This window comes from Pyramidobacter porci (assembly GCF_009695745.1).
Classification (GTDB): Bacteria; Synergistota; Synergistia; order Synergistales; family Dethiosulfovibrionaceae; genus Pyramidobacter; species Pyramidobacter porci.
This window is the reverse complement of record NZ_VUNH01000002.1, coordinates 1-13,310: the sequence shown is the minus strand read 5'-3', so window position 1 is coordinate 13,310 and position 13,310 is coordinate 1. Positions and strand designations below refer to the sequence as shown.

Annotated in this window: 29 protein-coding genes; all 29 read right to left on the bottom strand. The window is 55.1% G+C overall.

Annotation, left to right across the window (positions count from 1 at the left end; genetic code table 11):
- Nucleotides 1–71 precede the first annotated feature (71 nt).
- Nucleotides 72–455 (bottom strand): 30S ribosomal protein S11, encoded by a 384-nt coding sequence (gene rpsK, locus FYJ74_RS02000; RefSeq protein ID WP_009165399.1) that lies wholly within the window; start codon nucleotides 453–455, stop codon nucleotides 72–74.
- Between the two features lie 18 nt (nucleotides 456–473).
- Complete coding sequence (rpsM, locus tag FYJ74_RS01995) at nucleotides 474–854, bottom strand: 30S ribosomal protein S13 (protein ID WP_009165400.1); 381 nt, start codon at nucleotides 852–854, stop codon at nucleotides 474–476.
- Between the two features lie 5 nt (nucleotides 855–859).
- Nucleotides 860–985 (bottom strand): 50S ribosomal protein L36, encoded by a 126-nt coding sequence (gene rpmJ, locus FYJ74_RS01990; RefSeq protein WP_009165401.1) that lies wholly within the window; start codon nucleotides 983–985, stop codon nucleotides 860–862.
- Nucleotides 986–1,050: 65 nt separating this feature from the next.
- The gene (gene infA / locus FYJ74_RS01985; protein WP_009165402.1) at nucleotides 1,051–1,272 is read right to left on the bottom strand and encodes a translation initiation factor IF-1; all 222 of its coding nucleotides are present in this window, start codon (nucleotides 1,270–1,272) and stop codon (nucleotides 1,051–1,053) included.
- Between the two features lie 31 nt (nucleotides 1,273–1,303).
- Entirely contained in the window at nucleotides 1,304–2,074 is a 771-nt protein-coding gene (map, locus tag FYJ74_RS01980) for a type I methionyl aminopeptidase (RefSeq protein WP_154527949.1), read from the bottom strand.
- Nucleotides 2,071–2,721 (bottom strand): adenylate kinase, encoded by a 651-nt coding sequence (locus FYJ74_RS01975; RefSeq protein ID WP_154527948.1) that lies wholly within the window; start codon nucleotides 2,719–2,721, stop codon nucleotides 2,071–2,073. Before FYJ74_RS01975 ends, map begins: the two co-directional genes overlap by 4 nt.
- Before the next feature lie 12 nt (nucleotides 2,722–2,733).
- Complete coding sequence (gene secY, locus FYJ74_RS01970; RefSeq protein ID WP_326830846.1) at nucleotides 2,734–4,020, bottom strand: preprotein translocase subunit SecY; 1,287 nt, start codon at nucleotides 4,018–4,020, stop codon at nucleotides 2,734–2,736.
- A gap of 1 nt (nucleotide 4,021) precedes the next feature.
- A complete protein-coding gene (rplO, locus tag FYJ74_RS01965; protein WP_009165406.1) occupies nucleotides 4,022–4,468 on the bottom strand; it encodes a 50S ribosomal protein L15 in 447 nt (148 codons plus the stop codon).
- A 13-nt stretch (nucleotides 4,469–4,481) separates the two neighbouring features.
- A complete protein-coding gene (rpmD, locus tag FYJ74_RS01960; protein WP_009165407.1) occupies nucleotides 4,482–4,667 on the bottom strand; it encodes a 50S ribosomal protein L30 in 186 nt (61 codons plus the stop codon).
- A gap of 13 nt (nucleotides 4,668–4,680) precedes the next feature.
- Nucleotides 4,681–5,184: a 30S ribosomal protein S5 gene (rpsE, locus tag FYJ74_RS01955; RefSeq protein WP_154527947.1), complete on the bottom strand. Its 504-nt coding sequence runs from the start codon at nucleotides 5,182–5,184 to the stop codon at nucleotides 4,681–4,683.
- A gap of 12 nt (nucleotides 5,185–5,196) precedes the next feature.
- Nucleotides 5,197–5,568: a 50S ribosomal protein L18 gene (rplR, locus tag FYJ74_RS01950; protein WP_154527946.1), complete on the bottom strand. Its 372-nt coding sequence runs from the start codon at nucleotides 5,566–5,568 to the stop codon at nucleotides 5,197–5,199.
- A 16-nt stretch (nucleotides 5,569–5,584) separates the two neighbouring features.
- Nucleotides 5,585–6,124 (bottom strand): 50S ribosomal protein L6, encoded by a 540-nt coding sequence (gene rplF / locus FYJ74_RS01945; RefSeq protein ID WP_154527945.1) that lies wholly within the window; start codon nucleotides 6,122–6,124, stop codon nucleotides 5,585–5,587.
- A gap of 14 nt (nucleotides 6,125–6,138) precedes the next feature.
- Nucleotides 6,139–6,543, bottom strand: coding sequence for a 30S ribosomal protein S8 (rpsH, locus tag FYJ74_RS01940; RefSeq protein WP_009165411.1), 405 nt, complete (start codon nucleotides 6,541–6,543; stop codon nucleotides 6,139–6,141).
- Between the two features lie 29 nt (nucleotides 6,544–6,572).
- Entirely contained in the window at nucleotides 6,573–6,758 is a 186-nt protein-coding gene (locus FYJ74_RS01935) for a type Z 30S ribosomal protein S14 (protein ID WP_154527944.1), read from the bottom strand.
- An 11-nt stretch (nucleotides 6,759–6,769) separates the two neighbouring features.
- Entirely contained in the window at nucleotides 6,770–7,318 is a 549-nt protein-coding gene (gene rplE, locus FYJ74_RS01930; RefSeq protein WP_154527943.1) for a 50S ribosomal protein L5, read from the bottom strand.
- A gap of 15 nt (nucleotides 7,319–7,333) precedes the next feature.
- Entirely contained in the window at nucleotides 7,334–7,663 is a 330-nt protein-coding gene (rplX, locus tag FYJ74_RS01925; RefSeq protein ID WP_229769299.1) for a 50S ribosomal protein L24, read from the bottom strand.
- Nucleotides 7,664–7,675: 12 nt separating this feature from the next.
- Nucleotides 7,676–8,044, bottom strand: a complete 369-nt coding sequence (rplN, locus tag FYJ74_RS01920) for a 50S ribosomal protein L14 (protein WP_009165415.1) — start codon at nucleotides 8,042–8,044, stop codon at nucleotides 7,676–7,678.
- Nucleotides 8,045–8,047: 3 nt separating this feature from the next.
- Entirely contained in the window at nucleotides 8,048–8,338 is a 291-nt protein-coding gene (gene rpsQ / locus FYJ74_RS01915; RefSeq protein WP_009165416.1) for a 30S ribosomal protein S17, read from the bottom strand.
- A 6-nt stretch (nucleotides 8,339–8,344) separates the two neighbouring features.
- The gene (gene rpmC, locus FYJ74_RS01910; protein WP_154527942.1) at nucleotides 8,345–8,560 is read right to left on the bottom strand and encodes a 50S ribosomal protein L29; all 216 of its coding nucleotides are present in this window, start codon (nucleotides 8,558–8,560) and stop codon (nucleotides 8,345–8,347) included.
- A 2-nt stretch (nucleotides 8,561–8,562) separates the two neighbouring features.
- Nucleotides 8,563–8,985 carry a 50S ribosomal protein L16 gene (gene rplP, locus FYJ74_RS01905; RefSeq protein WP_009165418.1) on the bottom strand — a complete coding sequence of 141 codons (423 nt, stop codon included), beginning with the start codon at nucleotides 8,983–8,985 and terminating at the stop codon, nucleotides 8,563–8,565.
- Complete coding sequence (gene rpsC, locus FYJ74_RS01900; RefSeq protein ID WP_154527941.1) at nucleotides 8,986–9,675, bottom strand: 30S ribosomal protein S3; 690 nt, start codon at nucleotides 9,673–9,675, stop codon at nucleotides 8,986–8,988.
- A gap of 14 nt (nucleotides 9,676–9,689) precedes the next feature.
- Entirely contained in the window at nucleotides 9,690–10,019 is a 330-nt protein-coding gene (rplV, locus tag FYJ74_RS01895) for a 50S ribosomal protein L22 (RefSeq protein ID WP_326830845.1), read from the bottom strand.
- A 14-nt stretch (nucleotides 10,020–10,033) separates the two neighbouring features.
- Nucleotides 10,034–10,348 carry a 30S ribosomal protein S19 gene (gene rpsS / locus FYJ74_RS01890; protein WP_154527940.1) on the bottom strand — a complete coding sequence of 105 codons (315 nt, stop codon included), beginning with the start codon at nucleotides 10,346–10,348 and terminating at the stop codon, nucleotides 10,034–10,036.
- Between the two features lie 20 nt (nucleotides 10,349–10,368).
- The gene (rplB, locus tag FYJ74_RS01885; protein WP_154527939.1) at nucleotides 10,369–11,199 is read right to left on the bottom strand and encodes a 50S ribosomal protein L2; all 831 of its coding nucleotides are present in this window, start codon (nucleotides 11,197–11,199) and stop codon (nucleotides 10,369–10,371) included.
- Nucleotides 11,200–11,220: 21 nt separating this feature from the next.
- A complete protein-coding gene (gene rplW / locus FYJ74_RS01880; protein WP_154527938.1) occupies nucleotides 11,221–11,517 on the bottom strand; it encodes a 50S ribosomal protein L23 in 297 nt (98 codons plus the stop codon).
- Entirely contained in the window at nucleotides 11,514–12,137 is a 624-nt protein-coding gene (gene rplD, locus FYJ74_RS01875; protein ID WP_154527937.1) for a 50S ribosomal protein L4, read from the bottom strand. Before rplD ends, rplW begins: the two co-directional genes overlap by 4 nt.
- Before the next feature lie 20 nt (nucleotides 12,138–12,157).
- Nucleotides 12,158–12,784 (bottom strand): 50S ribosomal protein L3, encoded by a 627-nt coding sequence (gene rplC, locus FYJ74_RS01870; RefSeq protein WP_154527936.1) that lies wholly within the window; start codon nucleotides 12,782–12,784, stop codon nucleotides 12,158–12,160.
- Nucleotides 12,785–12,863: 79 nt separating this feature from the next.
- Nucleotides 12,864–13,169 carry a 30S ribosomal protein S10 gene (gene rpsJ / locus FYJ74_RS01865; protein WP_326830844.1) on the bottom strand — a complete coding sequence of 102 codons (306 nt, stop codon included), beginning with the start codon at nucleotides 13,167–13,169 and terminating at the stop codon, nucleotides 12,864–12,866.
- A gap of 14 nt (nucleotides 13,170–13,183) precedes the next feature.
- The coding region (locus FYJ74_RS01860; protein ID WP_456095386.1) for an EF-Tu C-terminal domain-related protein at nucleotides 13,184–13,310 on the bottom strand (127 nt) is incomplete at its 5' end.

Sequence of the window (13,310 nt, the reverse complement as noted above, 5' to 3'; positions counted from 1 at the left end):
CCTTCCTATAACTCCATAGCCGATTGAGGCTACGACGGATTCTACGCAGCTTTAACAACAAAATACAGGTACTAGACGCGGCGTCTTTTGGGAGGACGGCATCCGTTGTGAGGGATGGGGGTCTCGTCCCTGATGGAGTTGACCTGCAGGCCGACGGCCTGAAGCGCGCGGATGGCAGACTCACGGCCGGGACCGGGGCCTTTGACGACCACGTCGATCTCACGAAGGCCGTGATCCTGCGCCGTCTTGGCAGCCTGCTGAGAAGCGACCTGGGCGGCGAAGGGAGTCGACTTGCGGGCGCCCTTGAAACCAACGTTGCCGCCCGACGCCCACGCCAGAAGAGCGCCGCCTTTATCGGTGATGCTCACGATGGTGTTGTTGAACGTCGAGAAGATATGGGCGACTCCGTAGCTGATATTCTTCTTTTCCTTTTTACGCTGTGTGCGATTGGCCACGAACGTTACCTCCCTTGGTTATGCGGTTTTCTTACCGGCGACGGGACGTGAACGTCCTTTGCGGTTCTTCCACGTACGGGCATTCGTCTTGGTGCGCTGGCCGCGGCAAGGCAGTCCCAGGCGGTGACGGATACCGCGATAGCAGCCGATGTCCATCAAGCGCTTGATGTTCATGGACACCTCGCGGCGAAGGTCGCCCTCCACCTTGTGGTTGTTGACGATTTCGGAACGAAGCAGCTGGGCTTCTTCTTCGGTAAGATCCTTGACGCGCGTATCCGGATTCACGCCGGTCTTCTTGAGAATCTCACGGGCCGTGCTCAGACCGATGCCATAGATGTAGGTGAGGCCGATCTCAACACGCTTGTCGCGGGGAAGATCAACTCCTGCAATTCGAGCCATACCAGTTACCTCCTAGCTCCTTGACGCTGTTTATGACGAGGATCGCGGCTGCAGATGACGCGAATGACGCCATTGCGCTTGATCACTCGGCAATACTCACAAATGGGTTTAACAGATGATCTAACCTTCATAGTTTGCACACTCCTCATGGACATTCCGCTCCCGGCCGCAAACAGCCGGAAAGGCAGCATATCGACTACTTGTAGCGGTAAGTGATCCGCCCTCTGGTCAGGTCGTAAGGCGACAGTTCCAACAGAACCTTGTCGCCGGGAAGAATCCGGATGAAATGCATCCTCATTTTTCCCGAAACATGAGCCAGAATCACCTGGCCCGTCTCAAGCCTAACGCGAAACATGGCGTTGGGCAAGGGCTCTTCGACTTCGCCGTGGACCTCGATCACATCGTCCTTGTTAGCCATGGAACCTTACGAACCTCCTCAAAGATCCCGGCTAGTGCCAGGGAGTCAGGATTTCTGCTCCGTCCGCAGTGACAAGGACGGTTTTTTCGAAATGGGCCGCGTCAGAACCGTCGGCTGTCGAAACAAGCCAACCGTCCTTTCCGTCTTTCAGGGCTTCACCGCCGCACATGATCATAGGTTCGATGGCGATTGTCATACCCTTCAAAAGAGTTACTCCTGTGCCGGGCTCTCCGTAGTTCAAGACCGACGGGGCCTCATGGGGATGACGCCCAATTCCGTGTCCTGCATATTCCCGCACTATGCCATATCCTTTGGGAATCACGAAAGATTCCACAGCGTTTCCGATGTCTCCGAGAGTCGCCCCGGCTTTCACCTGGGCGATCGCGCGATCCAGACTTTCCTGTGTTACGTCAAGCAGCGCCTGCCTCTGCGGCGAAATGTCGCCCACCGCGTAGGTGTAGCACGCATCAGCGTGGAGGCCTTGATAAGAGGCCATGACATCGACACTGACAATGTCGCCGTCTTTTAGGATCCGTTCATCGCTGGGGATCCCATGAACCACTTCATCGTTGACCGACGTACAGACCGAAGCAGGATAAGGCTCAGAGATTCCCGGCACCGCGTATCCCTTTTCGGAAGGAACGGCGCCGTTTTTTCTGATAAAGTCTTCGGCATATCGATCAATGTCAGCCGTCGTCATGCCAGGCTTGACGACCTCCTTCAGATTCATCAGAAGATCGGCAAGGATCGCGCCGGCGCGACGCATCTTCTCGATATCGCCAACGGACTTGAGAGAGATCATGCACGCCTCTCAAGCATGGCTTCGATACGGCTTAAAACCTTGTCTCCGGTTTCGGCGGCATCGACTCTGAGCAAAAACCCCGCCTTGCCGTAATAATCGACAAGAGGCGCGGTCTGGTCATGATACACCGCCAAACGCTGACGAATCACTGCTTCCCTGTCGTCGTCCCTCTGATAGAGATCGCCACCGCACGAATCGCAATGGTCACCTTTTGAAGACGGGTTGAAAACGACATGATAGATCCTGCCGCACTTCTTGCACATGCGGCGACCACACAGGCGCTTGACGACCGTTTCGTCGTCCACGTCGAGCAGGATCACTCCGTCAAGCGTGATCCCCAGCTCCGCGAGAAGCGAAGCGAGCGCTTCGGCCTGAGGAACCGTGCGGGGGAAACCGTCAAGGATAAATCCTTTCCGGCAGTCGTCTTCGGCAAGCCGTCCGCGCATCATGCCGACGATCACGTCATCGGGGACAAGAGCGCCGGCGTCCATGAAAGACTTGGCTTTTCTCCCCAGCTCCGTGCCAGCCTTGACGTTGGCGCGAAGGATATCGCCCGTGGAAATGTGAGCAACACCGTATTTCGCGACAATCTTCTCGGCCTGAGTACCTTTGCCCGCGCCGGGAGGTCCGACAAGAATAATTCTCATCTCCAGTCCTCCCTAGAAGCGAAGCAATCCGCGGCCGCCTTTGGCACGCTTGAGGACGCCCTCATAATTGCGCATCAGGAGCTGACTGTTGACCTGCTCGACGATCTCAAGCGCCACGCCGACGATGATCAGGACGGATGTTCCGCCAAAGTAGAAGCTTGTGATGCCAAAGACGTTGGTCAAAAGATCGGGAACAAGAGCGACCACGACGAGAAATACTGAACCTACCAGCGTGATGCGGGAGGCAATCTTCTCAATGTAATCCGACGTGGGCTTCCCCGGACGGATACCAAGGATGAAGCCGCCGTTTTTCTTCATGTTATCCGCAATGTCGCTCGGATTGAACACCATGGCCGTGTAGAAGAAACCGAAGAACACAATCAGCACCACATACAGAACCGTGTAAAGCCAACTGCCGGGCGCAAAGTAATTCGCCAACCGTTCCGTGCCGTGGAAAAGGCGAAGCACCGTCGAGGGAAAAATCAGCAGCGACGAGGCGAAGATGATCGGCATGACGCCGCCCATGTTGACGCGCAGCGGAATAAAGCTGCTCTGTCCGCCGTACACGCGATTGCCGACGACGCGTTTCGCATACTGAACGGGAAGACGGCGCTGCCCCTGTTCAAGGAGCACCGCTCCCGCAAGGACCGCAACCATGACGGCGAGCGCCAGGATCAGCGTGACGACGTTCATTTCACCGGAGCTGACCATCGAGAGCGTCTGAATCACAGCCTCGGGAAGACGGGCAACGATACCGGCAAAAATCAGCAAGGAAATGCCGTTGCCGATACCGTGATCGGTCATTTCTTCGCCAAGCCACATCACGGCCACCGATCCTGTCACCGCCGTGATAACAGCGACAAAGAAATCAAGTCCTGATGCAGCCAGAACGCCGGCGCGGCGCAACCACATGGCCATGCCGATCGCCTGCACGAAAGCGAAGAAAATCGCTCCGTACCTCGTATACTGAGTCATTTTCTTCTGTCCTTGAGGCCCTTCTTTCTGAAGACGCTCAAGCGCAGGGAAAATGACAGCAGCCAATTGCAAAACAATGCTTGCATTGATGTAAGGAGCTACACCAAGCGAGAAAAGACTGAACCTTCTCAGCGCACCACCGGCAAACAGGTCAAGGAAACCAAGAACGCCACTTCCTTCAAAGAGCTGAGACATCGCCGCCGAGTTGATGCCCGGCGTAGGAATGTGAGCTCCCAGGCGGAAAACAAACAGCATCCCCAACGTGAAGAGAATGCGCCTTTTGAGATCCGGAAGTTTGAATACGTCGCGGAAGGTATCAGCCACTTTAAATCACCTCAGCAGTTCCGCCTGCAGCTGCAATCTTCTGAGCTGCAGACTTGCTGAAGGCCTCTGCCTTGATCGTCAGCGGTTTGTCAAGTTCGCCATCGCCAAGGATCTTGACAGGCGTATCCATGTTACGGACCAAGCCGTACGCAAAGAGCTCGTTCACCGTAATGACGGCCCCTTCTTTGAAGATTTCGGCAATGTCACCAAGATTGGCGATCTGATATACCTTGGCGAAATTGTAATTGTTGAAGCCGCGTTTGGGCGTGCGGCGAACCAGAGGCATCTGGCCGCCTTCAAAGCCGGGACGGATAGCGCTGCCGGCACGGGAGCCGTAACCCTTGGTGCCTCTTCCGGCAGTCTTGCCGTTGCCGCTGCCGATGCCGCAGCCAACGCGCTTCGCTTTGTGCTTGGCGCCTTCGGCCGGACGCAGATCACTAAGATTCATTGCTTGTGCCCCCTTACTCGTTCACTTCAGAGCACTCAACAAGGTGAGCCACAGCGCGAACCATGCCGCGGATCTGGGGCGTATCCTCGTGAATGACGACCGAGTTCAGTTTATGGAACCCCAGCGCCTTGATCGTGCGCGACTGACGCTCAGGACGGCCGATGTCGCTCTTCTTCCAGACAATACGAAGTTTAGCCATACTCCTTTTCCTCCTAAGCGTTCTCCGACTTTTTCTTGCCGCGCAACGTCATGATCTCGTCACGCGTGCGCAGAGCGGCGACAGCAGCCAGAGTAGCGCGGGCAACGTTAACGGGATTGCTCGTATGGCCAACAACCTTGGTCATAACGTCCTTGATCCCGCCCAGCTCCATAATGGCACGGACAACGCTGCCGGCAATGACCCCGGTGCCGTCGGCGGCAGGACGGAGGAGAACCGCGGCAGAACCGTATCGTCCCATCACCGGATGAGGAATAGTCTTGCCGTTGTGCTTTACAAGAATCATGTCCTTCTTCGCGTCTTCCATCCCCTTGCGGACAGCCTCGGAAATTTCGCGGGCCTTGCCCATGCCGATGCCTACCTTGCCTTCGCCATCACCAACGGCAAGAAGGATACTGAAACGAAATCTCTTGCCGCCCTTGACGGTCTTGCTGACACGGTTGATAAAGACAACGCGTTCGTTCAGCTCGGTACCGCTCGCAGACTGTTTTTCGGTCATTGAAATTCCTCCCTAGAGCTTCAAACCGGCTTCACGAGCAGCGTCGGCAATGGCCTGAACGCGACCGTGATACACATGACCACCACGGTCGAAGACGACCTCGGTGATGCCCTTTTCCTTCGCGCGCTCCGCAACAAGCTTGCCAATAACCTTGGCGGCGGCTACCGTGCAATGGCCGCACTCGAGGGTCTGCGCCACGGACTTTTCCTTCGTGGACACGGAGACCAGCGTATGACCGACGGTATCATCGATCACCTGAACGTAAATGTCTCTCAGGCTGCGGAAAACGGACAGTCTCGGTCTCTCAGCGGTGCCGGAAACGCTCTTGCGAAGACGGCTGTGCCGAAGGAGACGCATCTCATTTCTGCTCTTGGTCTTAATCATATCGGCTCACCTCGTCTTACTTAGTAGCGGTCTTGCCGGCCTTGCGCAGGATATGCTCGCCGAGATAGTGAATACCCTTACCCTTGTAAGGTTCGGGGGCGCGATACCCGCGAATGATCGCAGCAATCTGGCCAACAACCTGTTTGTCAATGCCCTTGACGAAAATCTTGGTCGCGCCTTCTACGGCAAAAGTAACTCCTTCAGGAGGAACGACCTCGACCGGATGGGAAAAGCCTAGGCTCAGGCCGAGATTTTTGCCTTTCATAGCGGCACGATAGCCGACGCCCTCAATTTCAAGCGTCTTGGTGTAGCCTTCGGTAACGCCGATAACCATGTTGTTAATCATAGCGCGAACCATGCCGTGCGCGGCCTTTGTGGTTTTCTCTTCGTTGGCGCGTGCCACGTGAACAGCACCGTCCTTGACCTCGACGGAGATATTTTCCACGAGGGGCATGGACAGCTCACCGTTCCTGCCCTTAACAACGATTCTGTTTTCCTTGACCTCTACGCTGGCACCCTGCGGGACCGTGACGGGCTTACGTCCTAATCTTGACATGTTAATCCCTCGCCTTACCAGACATAGCAGACGACTTCTCCGCCAAGGCCAAGCAGCCTGGCCTCGGCGTCGGTCTTCAATCCCTGAGAGGTAGAAATAATGGCAATTCCTAAGCCTCCCATGACTTTAGGCAGTTTATCCTTGCCGACATAGACACGGCGGCCGGGCTTACTCATGCGGCGAAGGCCCTGCACGACGCGCTCGCGATTGGGACCATAGTTCATAAAAACCTTGATGGTACCCGCGGGCTTTTTGGGGTCGTTGAGGACCTTGTAGTTGCGGATGTAACCTTCACTTTTCAGGATCTTCGCAATCCCCAGCTTCATCTTGCTGATCGGGATATCAACGCTCTCATGGTAGACCATGTTCGCATTGCGAATTCTCGTGAGCATATCCGCAATCGGATCGTTAACGTACATGAAAGTTCCCCTTTCTTCAGAGCGGTAATTTACCAGCTCGACTTGACAATTCCAGGGATCTTGCCTTCGCGGGCAAGGTTACGGAAGCAGCAGCGGCACATGTCAAAATCTCTCATGTAACCGTGCATACGACCGCAGATCGGGCATCTGTTGTAGCCGCGGGTCGAAAATTTCGGGGGCAGCGCAGCCTTGTTCTTCAGAGCTTTTCTCGCCATCTCAACCCCTCCTATTCAGCATGCGCAAAAGGCATACCAAGCTTCTCGAGCATGACAAACGCCTCTTCGTCGGTATTCGCAGTGGTAACGATGGTAACATTCATGCCGCGAAGCTTCACGACCTTGTCGTAATTGATCTCGGGGAAGATCAGCTGATCCTTGAGACCGAGATTGTAATTGCCGCGTCCGTCGAAGGAGGTTCTCGAAACACCTTGAAAGTCCTTGATGCGGGCAAGAGTAAGATTCAGCAGTCGATCGAGAAATTCCCACATGCGCACACCGCGAAGCGTCACGCTGCAGCCGACGGGAGAGCCTTCGCGAAGCTTGAAGTTCGCAATGGATTTTTTCGACTTCTTGATCATCGGACGCTGTCCGCTGATCGTAGCAAGCTCAGCGACGGCCGCGTCGATAAACTTGCTGTCGCTCTTGGCATCGCCGACGCCAATGTTAATGACGACCTTGGCGATCTTGGGCATCATCATGAGGTTTTTATAGGCGAACTGCGCCTGAAGCGCAGGCACAACTTCGCTCTTGTATTTTTCCAGCACGCGTACGGTCATAATTTGCCTCCTCCACTACTTGAGCTGGTCGACAATTTCGCCGGAAACCTTGGCCACGCGTACCTTGCGGCCGTCTTCCAAGAAAGCATGACCAACGCGGGTGGGTTTTCCGGTGTTGGGGCAAATCAGCATGACCTTGGAGGCATAGATCGGCGTTTCCTTCTTGACGATGCCGCCCTGCGGATTGGCCTGAGTGGGTTTGCTGTGACGCGAAGCAACGCTCACTCCTTCGACGATAACCTTATTTTCCGCGGGGAAGGAGACAAGAATTTTGCCTTCCTTGCCCTTGTCCTTACCGGAGATGACTCTGACGCGGTCACCCTTTTTCAAACGCATTTTGCTCATCACGCAGGCCTCCTATACAACTTCGGGCGCCAGCGAGATGATGCGCATGTACTTCTTCGCGCGAAGCTCACGGGCGACTGGGCCAAAAATACGAGTTCCTCTAGGATCTCCGTTACCGTCGATCAGAACGGCGGCGTTGTCGTCAAAGCGCACGTAGGAACCGTCAGCGCGACGACGCTCCTTTTTAGTACGGACGATCACAGCCTTGACGACGCTGCCCTTGGCAACATTGCTGTTGGGAATAGCTTCCTTCACAGCGCAAACGATGATATCGCCCAGTGAACCGAAACGGCGGCGGCTGCCACCGAGTACCTGGATGCACTTGACACGTTTCGCTCCGGTGTTGTCAGCAACGTTAAGCACTGTATTCAACTGGATCATCGGTTAAACATCCTCCTCGACAGATCCGCCCAGGATGGGGGCTCTCTCAATGATCTTGACGAGGGTCCAGCGCTTGTTCTTGCTCATAGGACGAGTTTCGGCAAACTGGACTCTGTCGCCCATGCGGCAGGCGTTCTCAGCATCGTGCACAAGGAACTTCTTGGATTTGATGATGCGCTTACCATACACAGGGTGCATGGCATGCCGGGTCACACGGACAGAGATCGTCTTCTCCATCTTGTCGCTGACAACGATTCCGATTTTCATCTTGCGATGAGGGGTTTTAGCTTCCATTGTGCCTTACCTCCTTCCGGCGTTCACGTTCAGTCCCTGTTCTTTTTCGTGAACAATGGTAAGGACTCTCGCGATGGTCTTCTTGACCTCTTTGATTCTGCTGGTGTTCTTCAACTGACCAACAGCATTCTGGAAGCGCAGGTTAAACAGCTCTTCCTTGAACTGGTTGTGCTTGTTCATGAGCTCTTCAACGGTCATTTCACGCAGACTCTTGGCGTCCATTACTATTCACCATCCAAACTGTCGCGGGTCACAAGCCGCACCTTGATAGGAAGCTTGTGAGAAGCCGTGCGGAACGCTTCCTCAGCAACTTCACGGGGAATCCCGCCAAGCTCAAACATAATACGGCCTTTACGAACGGCAGATACCCAGAACTCAGGAGCGCCCTTTCCCTTTCCCATTCGGGTTTCAAGAGGCTTCTTCGTATAAGGCACGTCGGGGAAGATGCGGATCCACAGTTTGCCGCCCTTGCGCATCTTACGGTTGATGGCAACGCGGGTCGCCTCGATCTGACGAGCGGTAATGTAAGCGCATTCCATCGCCTGCACGCCGAACTCGCCAAAAGCCACGTAAGCCCCGCCTTTCGTTTCGCCCACAAGGCAGTCGCGATGAGGCTTGCGGAACTTTGTTCTCTTCGGCATCAACATTTAAGCCCGGCCTCCTTCCCTTTTGTTCGCCCTGCTGCGGACAGGACGGGGCGCTGCCGTGTTCAAGGCTTTTTCATCACGGTAGATCCAGCACTTCACGCCAATAGCGCCGTACATGGTCACGGCCTTGACGCAACTGTAGTCCACGTCAGCGCGGAGAGTGGAAAGAGGAAGGCGTCCATCGTTATACCACTCCGTGCGGGCAATTTCCGCTCCGCCAAGACGTCCAGAACACTGGATCTTGATGCCCAGACCGCCGGCCTTCATAGTACGGAACATAGCCTGCTTCATAGCGCGACGGAAACTGACGCGCCGTTCCAGCGCAGAGGCGATGCCTTCGGCCACAAGCTGAGCGTCAACGTCAGGGTTTTTGATCTCCTGAACGTTCAGCATCACTCGGGTACCCGTCAGAGCCTGGAGCTCGTCTTTCACTTTCGTCAACTCGGCGCCCTGTTTGCCGATCACCACACCAGGACGAGCCGTCCACAGCGTGAAGCGAATTACCTTGCCAACGCGCTCGATCTCAACGCGAGAAATGCCGGCGCCTTCCCAGCGGTTTTTAATCCAAGAGCGCAGCTTGATGTCCTCGTGAAGATTCTTCACATAGTTTTTACCAACCGCATACCACTTGGATTCCCAGTCACGGATCACGCCGATACGATAACCGATCGGATGAACTTTCTGACCCATAAGTCCTTTCCTCCTTACTCGGCGACCGTCACAGTGATGTGACTGGTACGATGCACATAGGCATGGGCGCGCCCCATGGATGCAGGACGGAAACGCTTCATGCTGGGCCCCTGATCCGCTTTAGCCTCGACGACTTTCAGCTTCTCAACATCCATACCGAAGTTGAATTCGGCGTTGGCGACGGCGCTCTTCAGCACCTTTTCCACAAGTCGGGCAGCTTTCTTCGGGGTGTAGCGGAGAACCATCATGGCATCTCCGACTTTCTTGCCGCGAATCAAAGGCAGTACCTGACGAACTTTATAAGGCGAAATACGAACCGCCTTGGCAATTGCATAAGCCTGCACGTCAATGTCCCCCTTTACTTAGCCGCCGAAGCAGCCTTAGGCGCTGCCGCCGCTGTCGGAACTGAACGCTCCTGACCGCTGTGACCGGTAAAACGACGGGTCAGAGCGAATTCGCCCAGCTTGTGACCGATCATGTTCTCGCTGATGTAAACAGGAACATGAGTACGACCGTTATGAACGGCAATTGTATGACCAACCATAGGCGGAACGATCATGGAAGCGCGCGACCAAGTTTTGAGAACCTTTTTGGTACCACTTCCGTTCAGTTCCTCGACCCTCTTGAGGAGTCTCGCCTCGACGTAGGGCCCTTTTTTAGCAGAACGTGCCATATTTTGTCCTCCTTACCCTACTACTTGGCGTAACGGCGTCTGACAATGAACTTGTCAGAAGGCTTACGCGCACGAGTACGATAGCCCTTCGCAGGGGTACCCCAAGGCGAACAGGGGTGATGATGCGATTTCGTGGTGCCCTCTCCACCGCCCATGGGATGGTCGACGGGGTTCTGAATCATAGCGCGAATGCGTCCCTTACGGCCCAGCCAGCGAGTCTTACCGGCTTTGCCGAGCGAGATGTTCTCATGTTCGCCGTTGCCAACCACGCCGATGGTGGCGGTACATTCGAGCAGGAACTTGCGGAGTTCACCACTCGGCATGCGCACAAACGCAAACTTTCCTTCTCGAGCCATCAGCTGAGCGCTGACGCCGGCGGAGCGTACCAGTTTGGCGCCGCGGCCCGGTTCAAGTTCGATGTTGTGGATCAGCGTACCGTCGGGAATGTTTTTGAACTTCTTGGCGTTACCAGGGCGAATATCTGCCTCGGGACCGGCCATAATCATATCGCCGACGTGAAGCTGATCGGGGCAGAGGATGTAGCGCTTCTCGCCGTCGACATAAAAAATCAACGCCAGGCGGGCAGAACGGTTGGGATCATATTCGATCGCCGCAACACGACCGGGGATACCGATCTTATCGCGTTTGAAGTCGATGATGCGCAACCGGCGAATGTGACCGCCGCCGATGAAACGCATGGTTCTGCGTCCATAGTTGTTGCGGCCGCCGGTTTTTTTCTTTCTTCCAGCAAGCAGTGAACGCTCAGGCTTCTGCTTCGTGATGTCTTCACGGCTCAGAATCGTCATATGACGTCTACTGGCGGTGTAGGGATTGAATTCCTTGATTGCCATTTTTCAGATTTCCTCCAATCGCTAGGCGCCAGCGCCTTCGAAGAACTGGATGCGCTCTCCATCAGCTAACGTGATAATGGCCTTTTTCCACGCGCGGCTCTTGCCGAGAAACGCTCCCATACGTTTGGGCTTGGAATGGACCTTCACCGTATGAACGCTCTTGACCTTAACCTTGAAGACAACCTCGACGGCCTTGCGAATCTCAATTTTGTTGGCCATAGGATGGACTTCGAAGGTGTACTTGTTCATTTCCATTAAGCGACTGCTCTTCTCAGTAACCACAGGACGGATGATGATGTCATGAGCTACAAGATTCATCGAGCGTACACCTCCTCAAGCTTTTCAAGAACTGCCGGCGTGGCCACGACGTGATCATGATGAACCAGGTCAAGCACGTTGATGCTGTCAACATGAAGGACTTTAGCGCCGGGGATGTTGCTGGCAGATCTGACAACATTTTCATCTCTCTGGTCAAGCAGGAAGAGGATCTTTTTGGCTTTCAGAGAATCGATGAAACCTTTCATTTTCTTCGTGGAAGGAACCTCAAAACCAAAGCTCTCCACCGCACAGAGCGACTGCTCAATCACTCTCATGGAAAGAGCACTGCGCATCGCCAAGGCACGAACCTTTTTATTGACCTTCAGGTTGTAGGAACGAGGCTTAGGGCCGTGAACCACGCCGCCGCCGACCCAGAGAGGCGATCGGCTGCTGCCCGCACGCGCGCGACCGGTATGCTTCTGTTTCCAGGGCTTCTTGCCGCCGCCGCGAACTTCGCCGCGCATCTTGGTGCTGGCTGTCCCCTGCCTGGCATGAGCCAACTGAGCGACTACAACCTGATGCATCGCAGAAACATGAACAGAAGCGCCGAAGACTTCGTCAGAAAGTGTCTTCTCCCCAACGACTTCTCCGCTGATATTCATAATCTTGATAACAGGCATTTCGTTGATCCTCCTTCAGTCTAGCCCTGCTTGTGAATCAGGACGAGACCGTTTTTGGCGCCAGGAACCGCACCCTTGATGAGAAGGAGGCTGTTCTCCTTATCAACTGCGACGACGGTCAGATTCTTGATGGTAACGCGCTCGTTGCCGAGATGTCCGGGCATCGTCTTGCCCTTGAAAATATGGCTCGGATAGCTGCTGGCCCCGCTTGAGGCCGGCTTACGATGCGACACGGACACGCCATGACTCGCTTGAAGACCGCCAAAGTTCCAGCGCTTCATAACGCCAGCGAATCCTTTTCCCTTACTGGTGCCAGTGACGCTGACCGTCTCGCCCTCGGCAAAGACGGCCACGTCAACAATTTGGCCAGCTTTGTACTCAGCAGAATTTTCAATGCGGAACTCGCGTAGCCAACGGCAGGGCTTCACACCGCAGCGGTCATACATGCCCCGGAGCGGCTTAGTCACCTTGTGAGGCTTACGCTCGCCCAAACCAAGAAGAACGGCGCTATAACCGTTTTTCTCAGGAGTACGAACATCGACCACAGAACAAGGACCAGCAGCGATCACAGTCACCGGGACGGACTGCCCCGCCTCATTGAATACGCGGGTCATCCCCAGCTTTTGTCCAAGAATACCAAGACTCATACTACATACACTCTCCTTTGCTCAGAGCTCCCCATCAGAGGGGAGATTCAGCTTTATCGGCTCAGAGCTTCCCGCTCGGCTAGAGCTTGATCTGGATATCGACACCAGAGGGAAGATTCAGCTGCATTAATGCTTCCATCGTCTTCTGCGTGGGATCGAGGATGTCGATGAGACGCTTGTGGGTTCTCATTTCATAGTGCTCGCGAGCATCCTTATTGACATGAGGTGATGTGAGGATGCAGAACTTGTTGATCTCCGTAGGAAGCGGGATCGGACCGGCGACCTTGGCGCCGCTACGCGTTGCGGTTTCAGCAATTTGGGCGGCAGAGGTATCGAGTACGCGATGATCAAACGCTTTGAGACGAATTCTGATTTTTTTGGACACGACACGGCCTCCGCTTACTCGAGGATCTGAGAGACGACGCCGGCGCCGACGGTGTGGCCGCCTTCGCGGATGGCGAAGCGAAGTCCTTCGTTCATCGCCACGGGCGCGATCAGGTCCACTTCGAAGGTGCTGTTGTCTCCG

What these genes read in the sequence shown, in the direction of transcription:
- rpsM (WP_009165400.1), bottom strand. Translation starts at nt 854, where the DNA reads ATGGCTCGAATTGCAGGAGTTGATCTTCCCCGCGACAAGCGTGTTGAG.
- rpmJ (WP_009165401.1), bottom strand. Translation starts at nt 985, where the DNA reads ATGAAGGTTAGATCATCTGTTAAACCCATTTGTGAGTATTGCCGAGTG.
- infA (WP_009165402.1), bottom strand. Translation starts at nt 1,272, where the DNA reads ATGGCTAACAAGGACGATGTGATCGAGGTCCACGGCGAAGTCGAAGAG.
- map (WP_154527949.1), bottom strand. Translation starts at nt 2,074, where the DNA reads ATGATCTCTCTCAAGTCCGTTGGCGATATCGAGAAGATGCGTCGCGCC.
- FYJ74_RS01975 (WP_154527948.1), bottom strand. Translation starts at nt 2,721, where the DNA reads ATGAGAATTATTCTTGTCGGACCTCCCGGCGCGGGCAAAGGTACTCAG.
- rplO (WP_009165406.1), bottom strand. Translation starts at nt 4,468, where the DNA reads ATGAATCTTAGTGATCTGCGTCCGGCCGAAGGCGCCAAGCACAAAGCG.
- rpmD (WP_009165407.1), bottom strand. Translation starts at nt 4,667, where the DNA reads ATGGCTAAACTTCGTATTGTCTGGAAGAAGAGCGACATCGGCCGTCCT.
- rpsE (WP_154527947.1), bottom strand. Translation starts at nt 5,184, where the DNA reads ATGACCGAAAAACAGTCTGCGAGCGGTACCGAGCTGAACGAACGCGTT.
- rplR (WP_154527946.1), bottom strand. Translation starts at nt 5,568, where the DNA reads ATGATTAAGACCAAGAGCAGAAATGAGATGCGTCTCCTTCGGCACAGC.
- rplF (WP_154527945.1), bottom strand. Translation starts at nt 6,124, where the DNA reads ATGTCAAGATTAGGACGTAAGCCCGTCACGGTCCCGCAGGGTGCCAGC.
- rpsH (WP_009165411.1), bottom strand. Translation starts at nt 6,543, where the DNA reads ATGTACGTTAACGATCCGATTGCGGATATGCTCACGAGAATTCGCAAT.
- FYJ74_RS01935 (WP_154527944.1), bottom strand. Translation starts at nt 6,758, where the DNA reads ATGGCGAGAAAAGCTCTGAAGAACAAGGCTGCGCTGCCCCCGAAATTT.
- rplE (WP_154527943.1), bottom strand. Translation starts at nt 7,318, where the DNA reads ATGACCGTACGCGTGCTGGAAAAATACAAGAGCGAAGTTGTGCCTGCG.
- rplX (WP_229769299.1), bottom strand. Translation starts at nt 7,663, where the DNA reads ATGAGCAAAATGCGTTTGAAAAAGGGTGACCGCGTCAGAGTCATCTCC.
- rplN (WP_009165415.1), bottom strand. Translation starts at nt 8,044, where the DNA reads ATGATCCAGTTGAATACAGTGCTTAACGTTGCTGACAACACCGGAGCG.
- rpsQ (WP_009165416.1), bottom strand. Translation starts at nt 8,338, where the DNA reads ATGGAAGCTAAAACCCCTCATCGCAAGATGAAAATCGGAATCGTTGTC.
- rpmC (WP_154527942.1), bottom strand. Translation starts at nt 8,560, where the DNA reads ATGGACGCCAAGAGTCTGCGTGAAATGACCGTTGAAGAGCTCATGAAC.
- rplP (WP_009165418.1), bottom strand. Translation starts at nt 8,985, where the DNA reads ATGTTGATGCCGAAGAGAACAAAGTTCCGCAAGCCTCATCGCGACTGC.
- rpsC (WP_154527941.1), bottom strand. Translation starts at nt 9,675, where the DNA reads ATGGGTCAGAAAGTTCATCCGATCGGTTATCGTATCGGCGTGATCCGT.
- rpsS (WP_154527940.1), bottom strand. Translation starts at nt 10,348, where the DNA reads ATGGCACGTTCTGCTAAAAAAGGGCCCTACGTCGAGGCGAGACTCCTC.
- rplB (WP_154527939.1), bottom strand. Translation starts at nt 11,199, where the DNA reads ATGGCAATCAAGGAATTCAATCCCTACACCGCCAGTAGACGTCATATG.
- rplW (WP_154527938.1), bottom strand. Translation starts at nt 11,517, where the DNA reads ATGAATCTTGTAGCTCATGACATCATCATCCGTCCTGTGGTTACTGAG.
- rplD (WP_154527937.1), bottom strand. Translation starts at nt 12,137, where the DNA reads ATGCCTGTTATCAAGATTATGAATATCAGCGGAGAAGTCGTTGGGGAG.
- rplC (WP_154527936.1), bottom strand. Translation starts at nt 12,784, where the DNA reads ATGAGTCTTGGTATTCTTGGACAAAAGCTGGGGATGACCCGCGTATTC.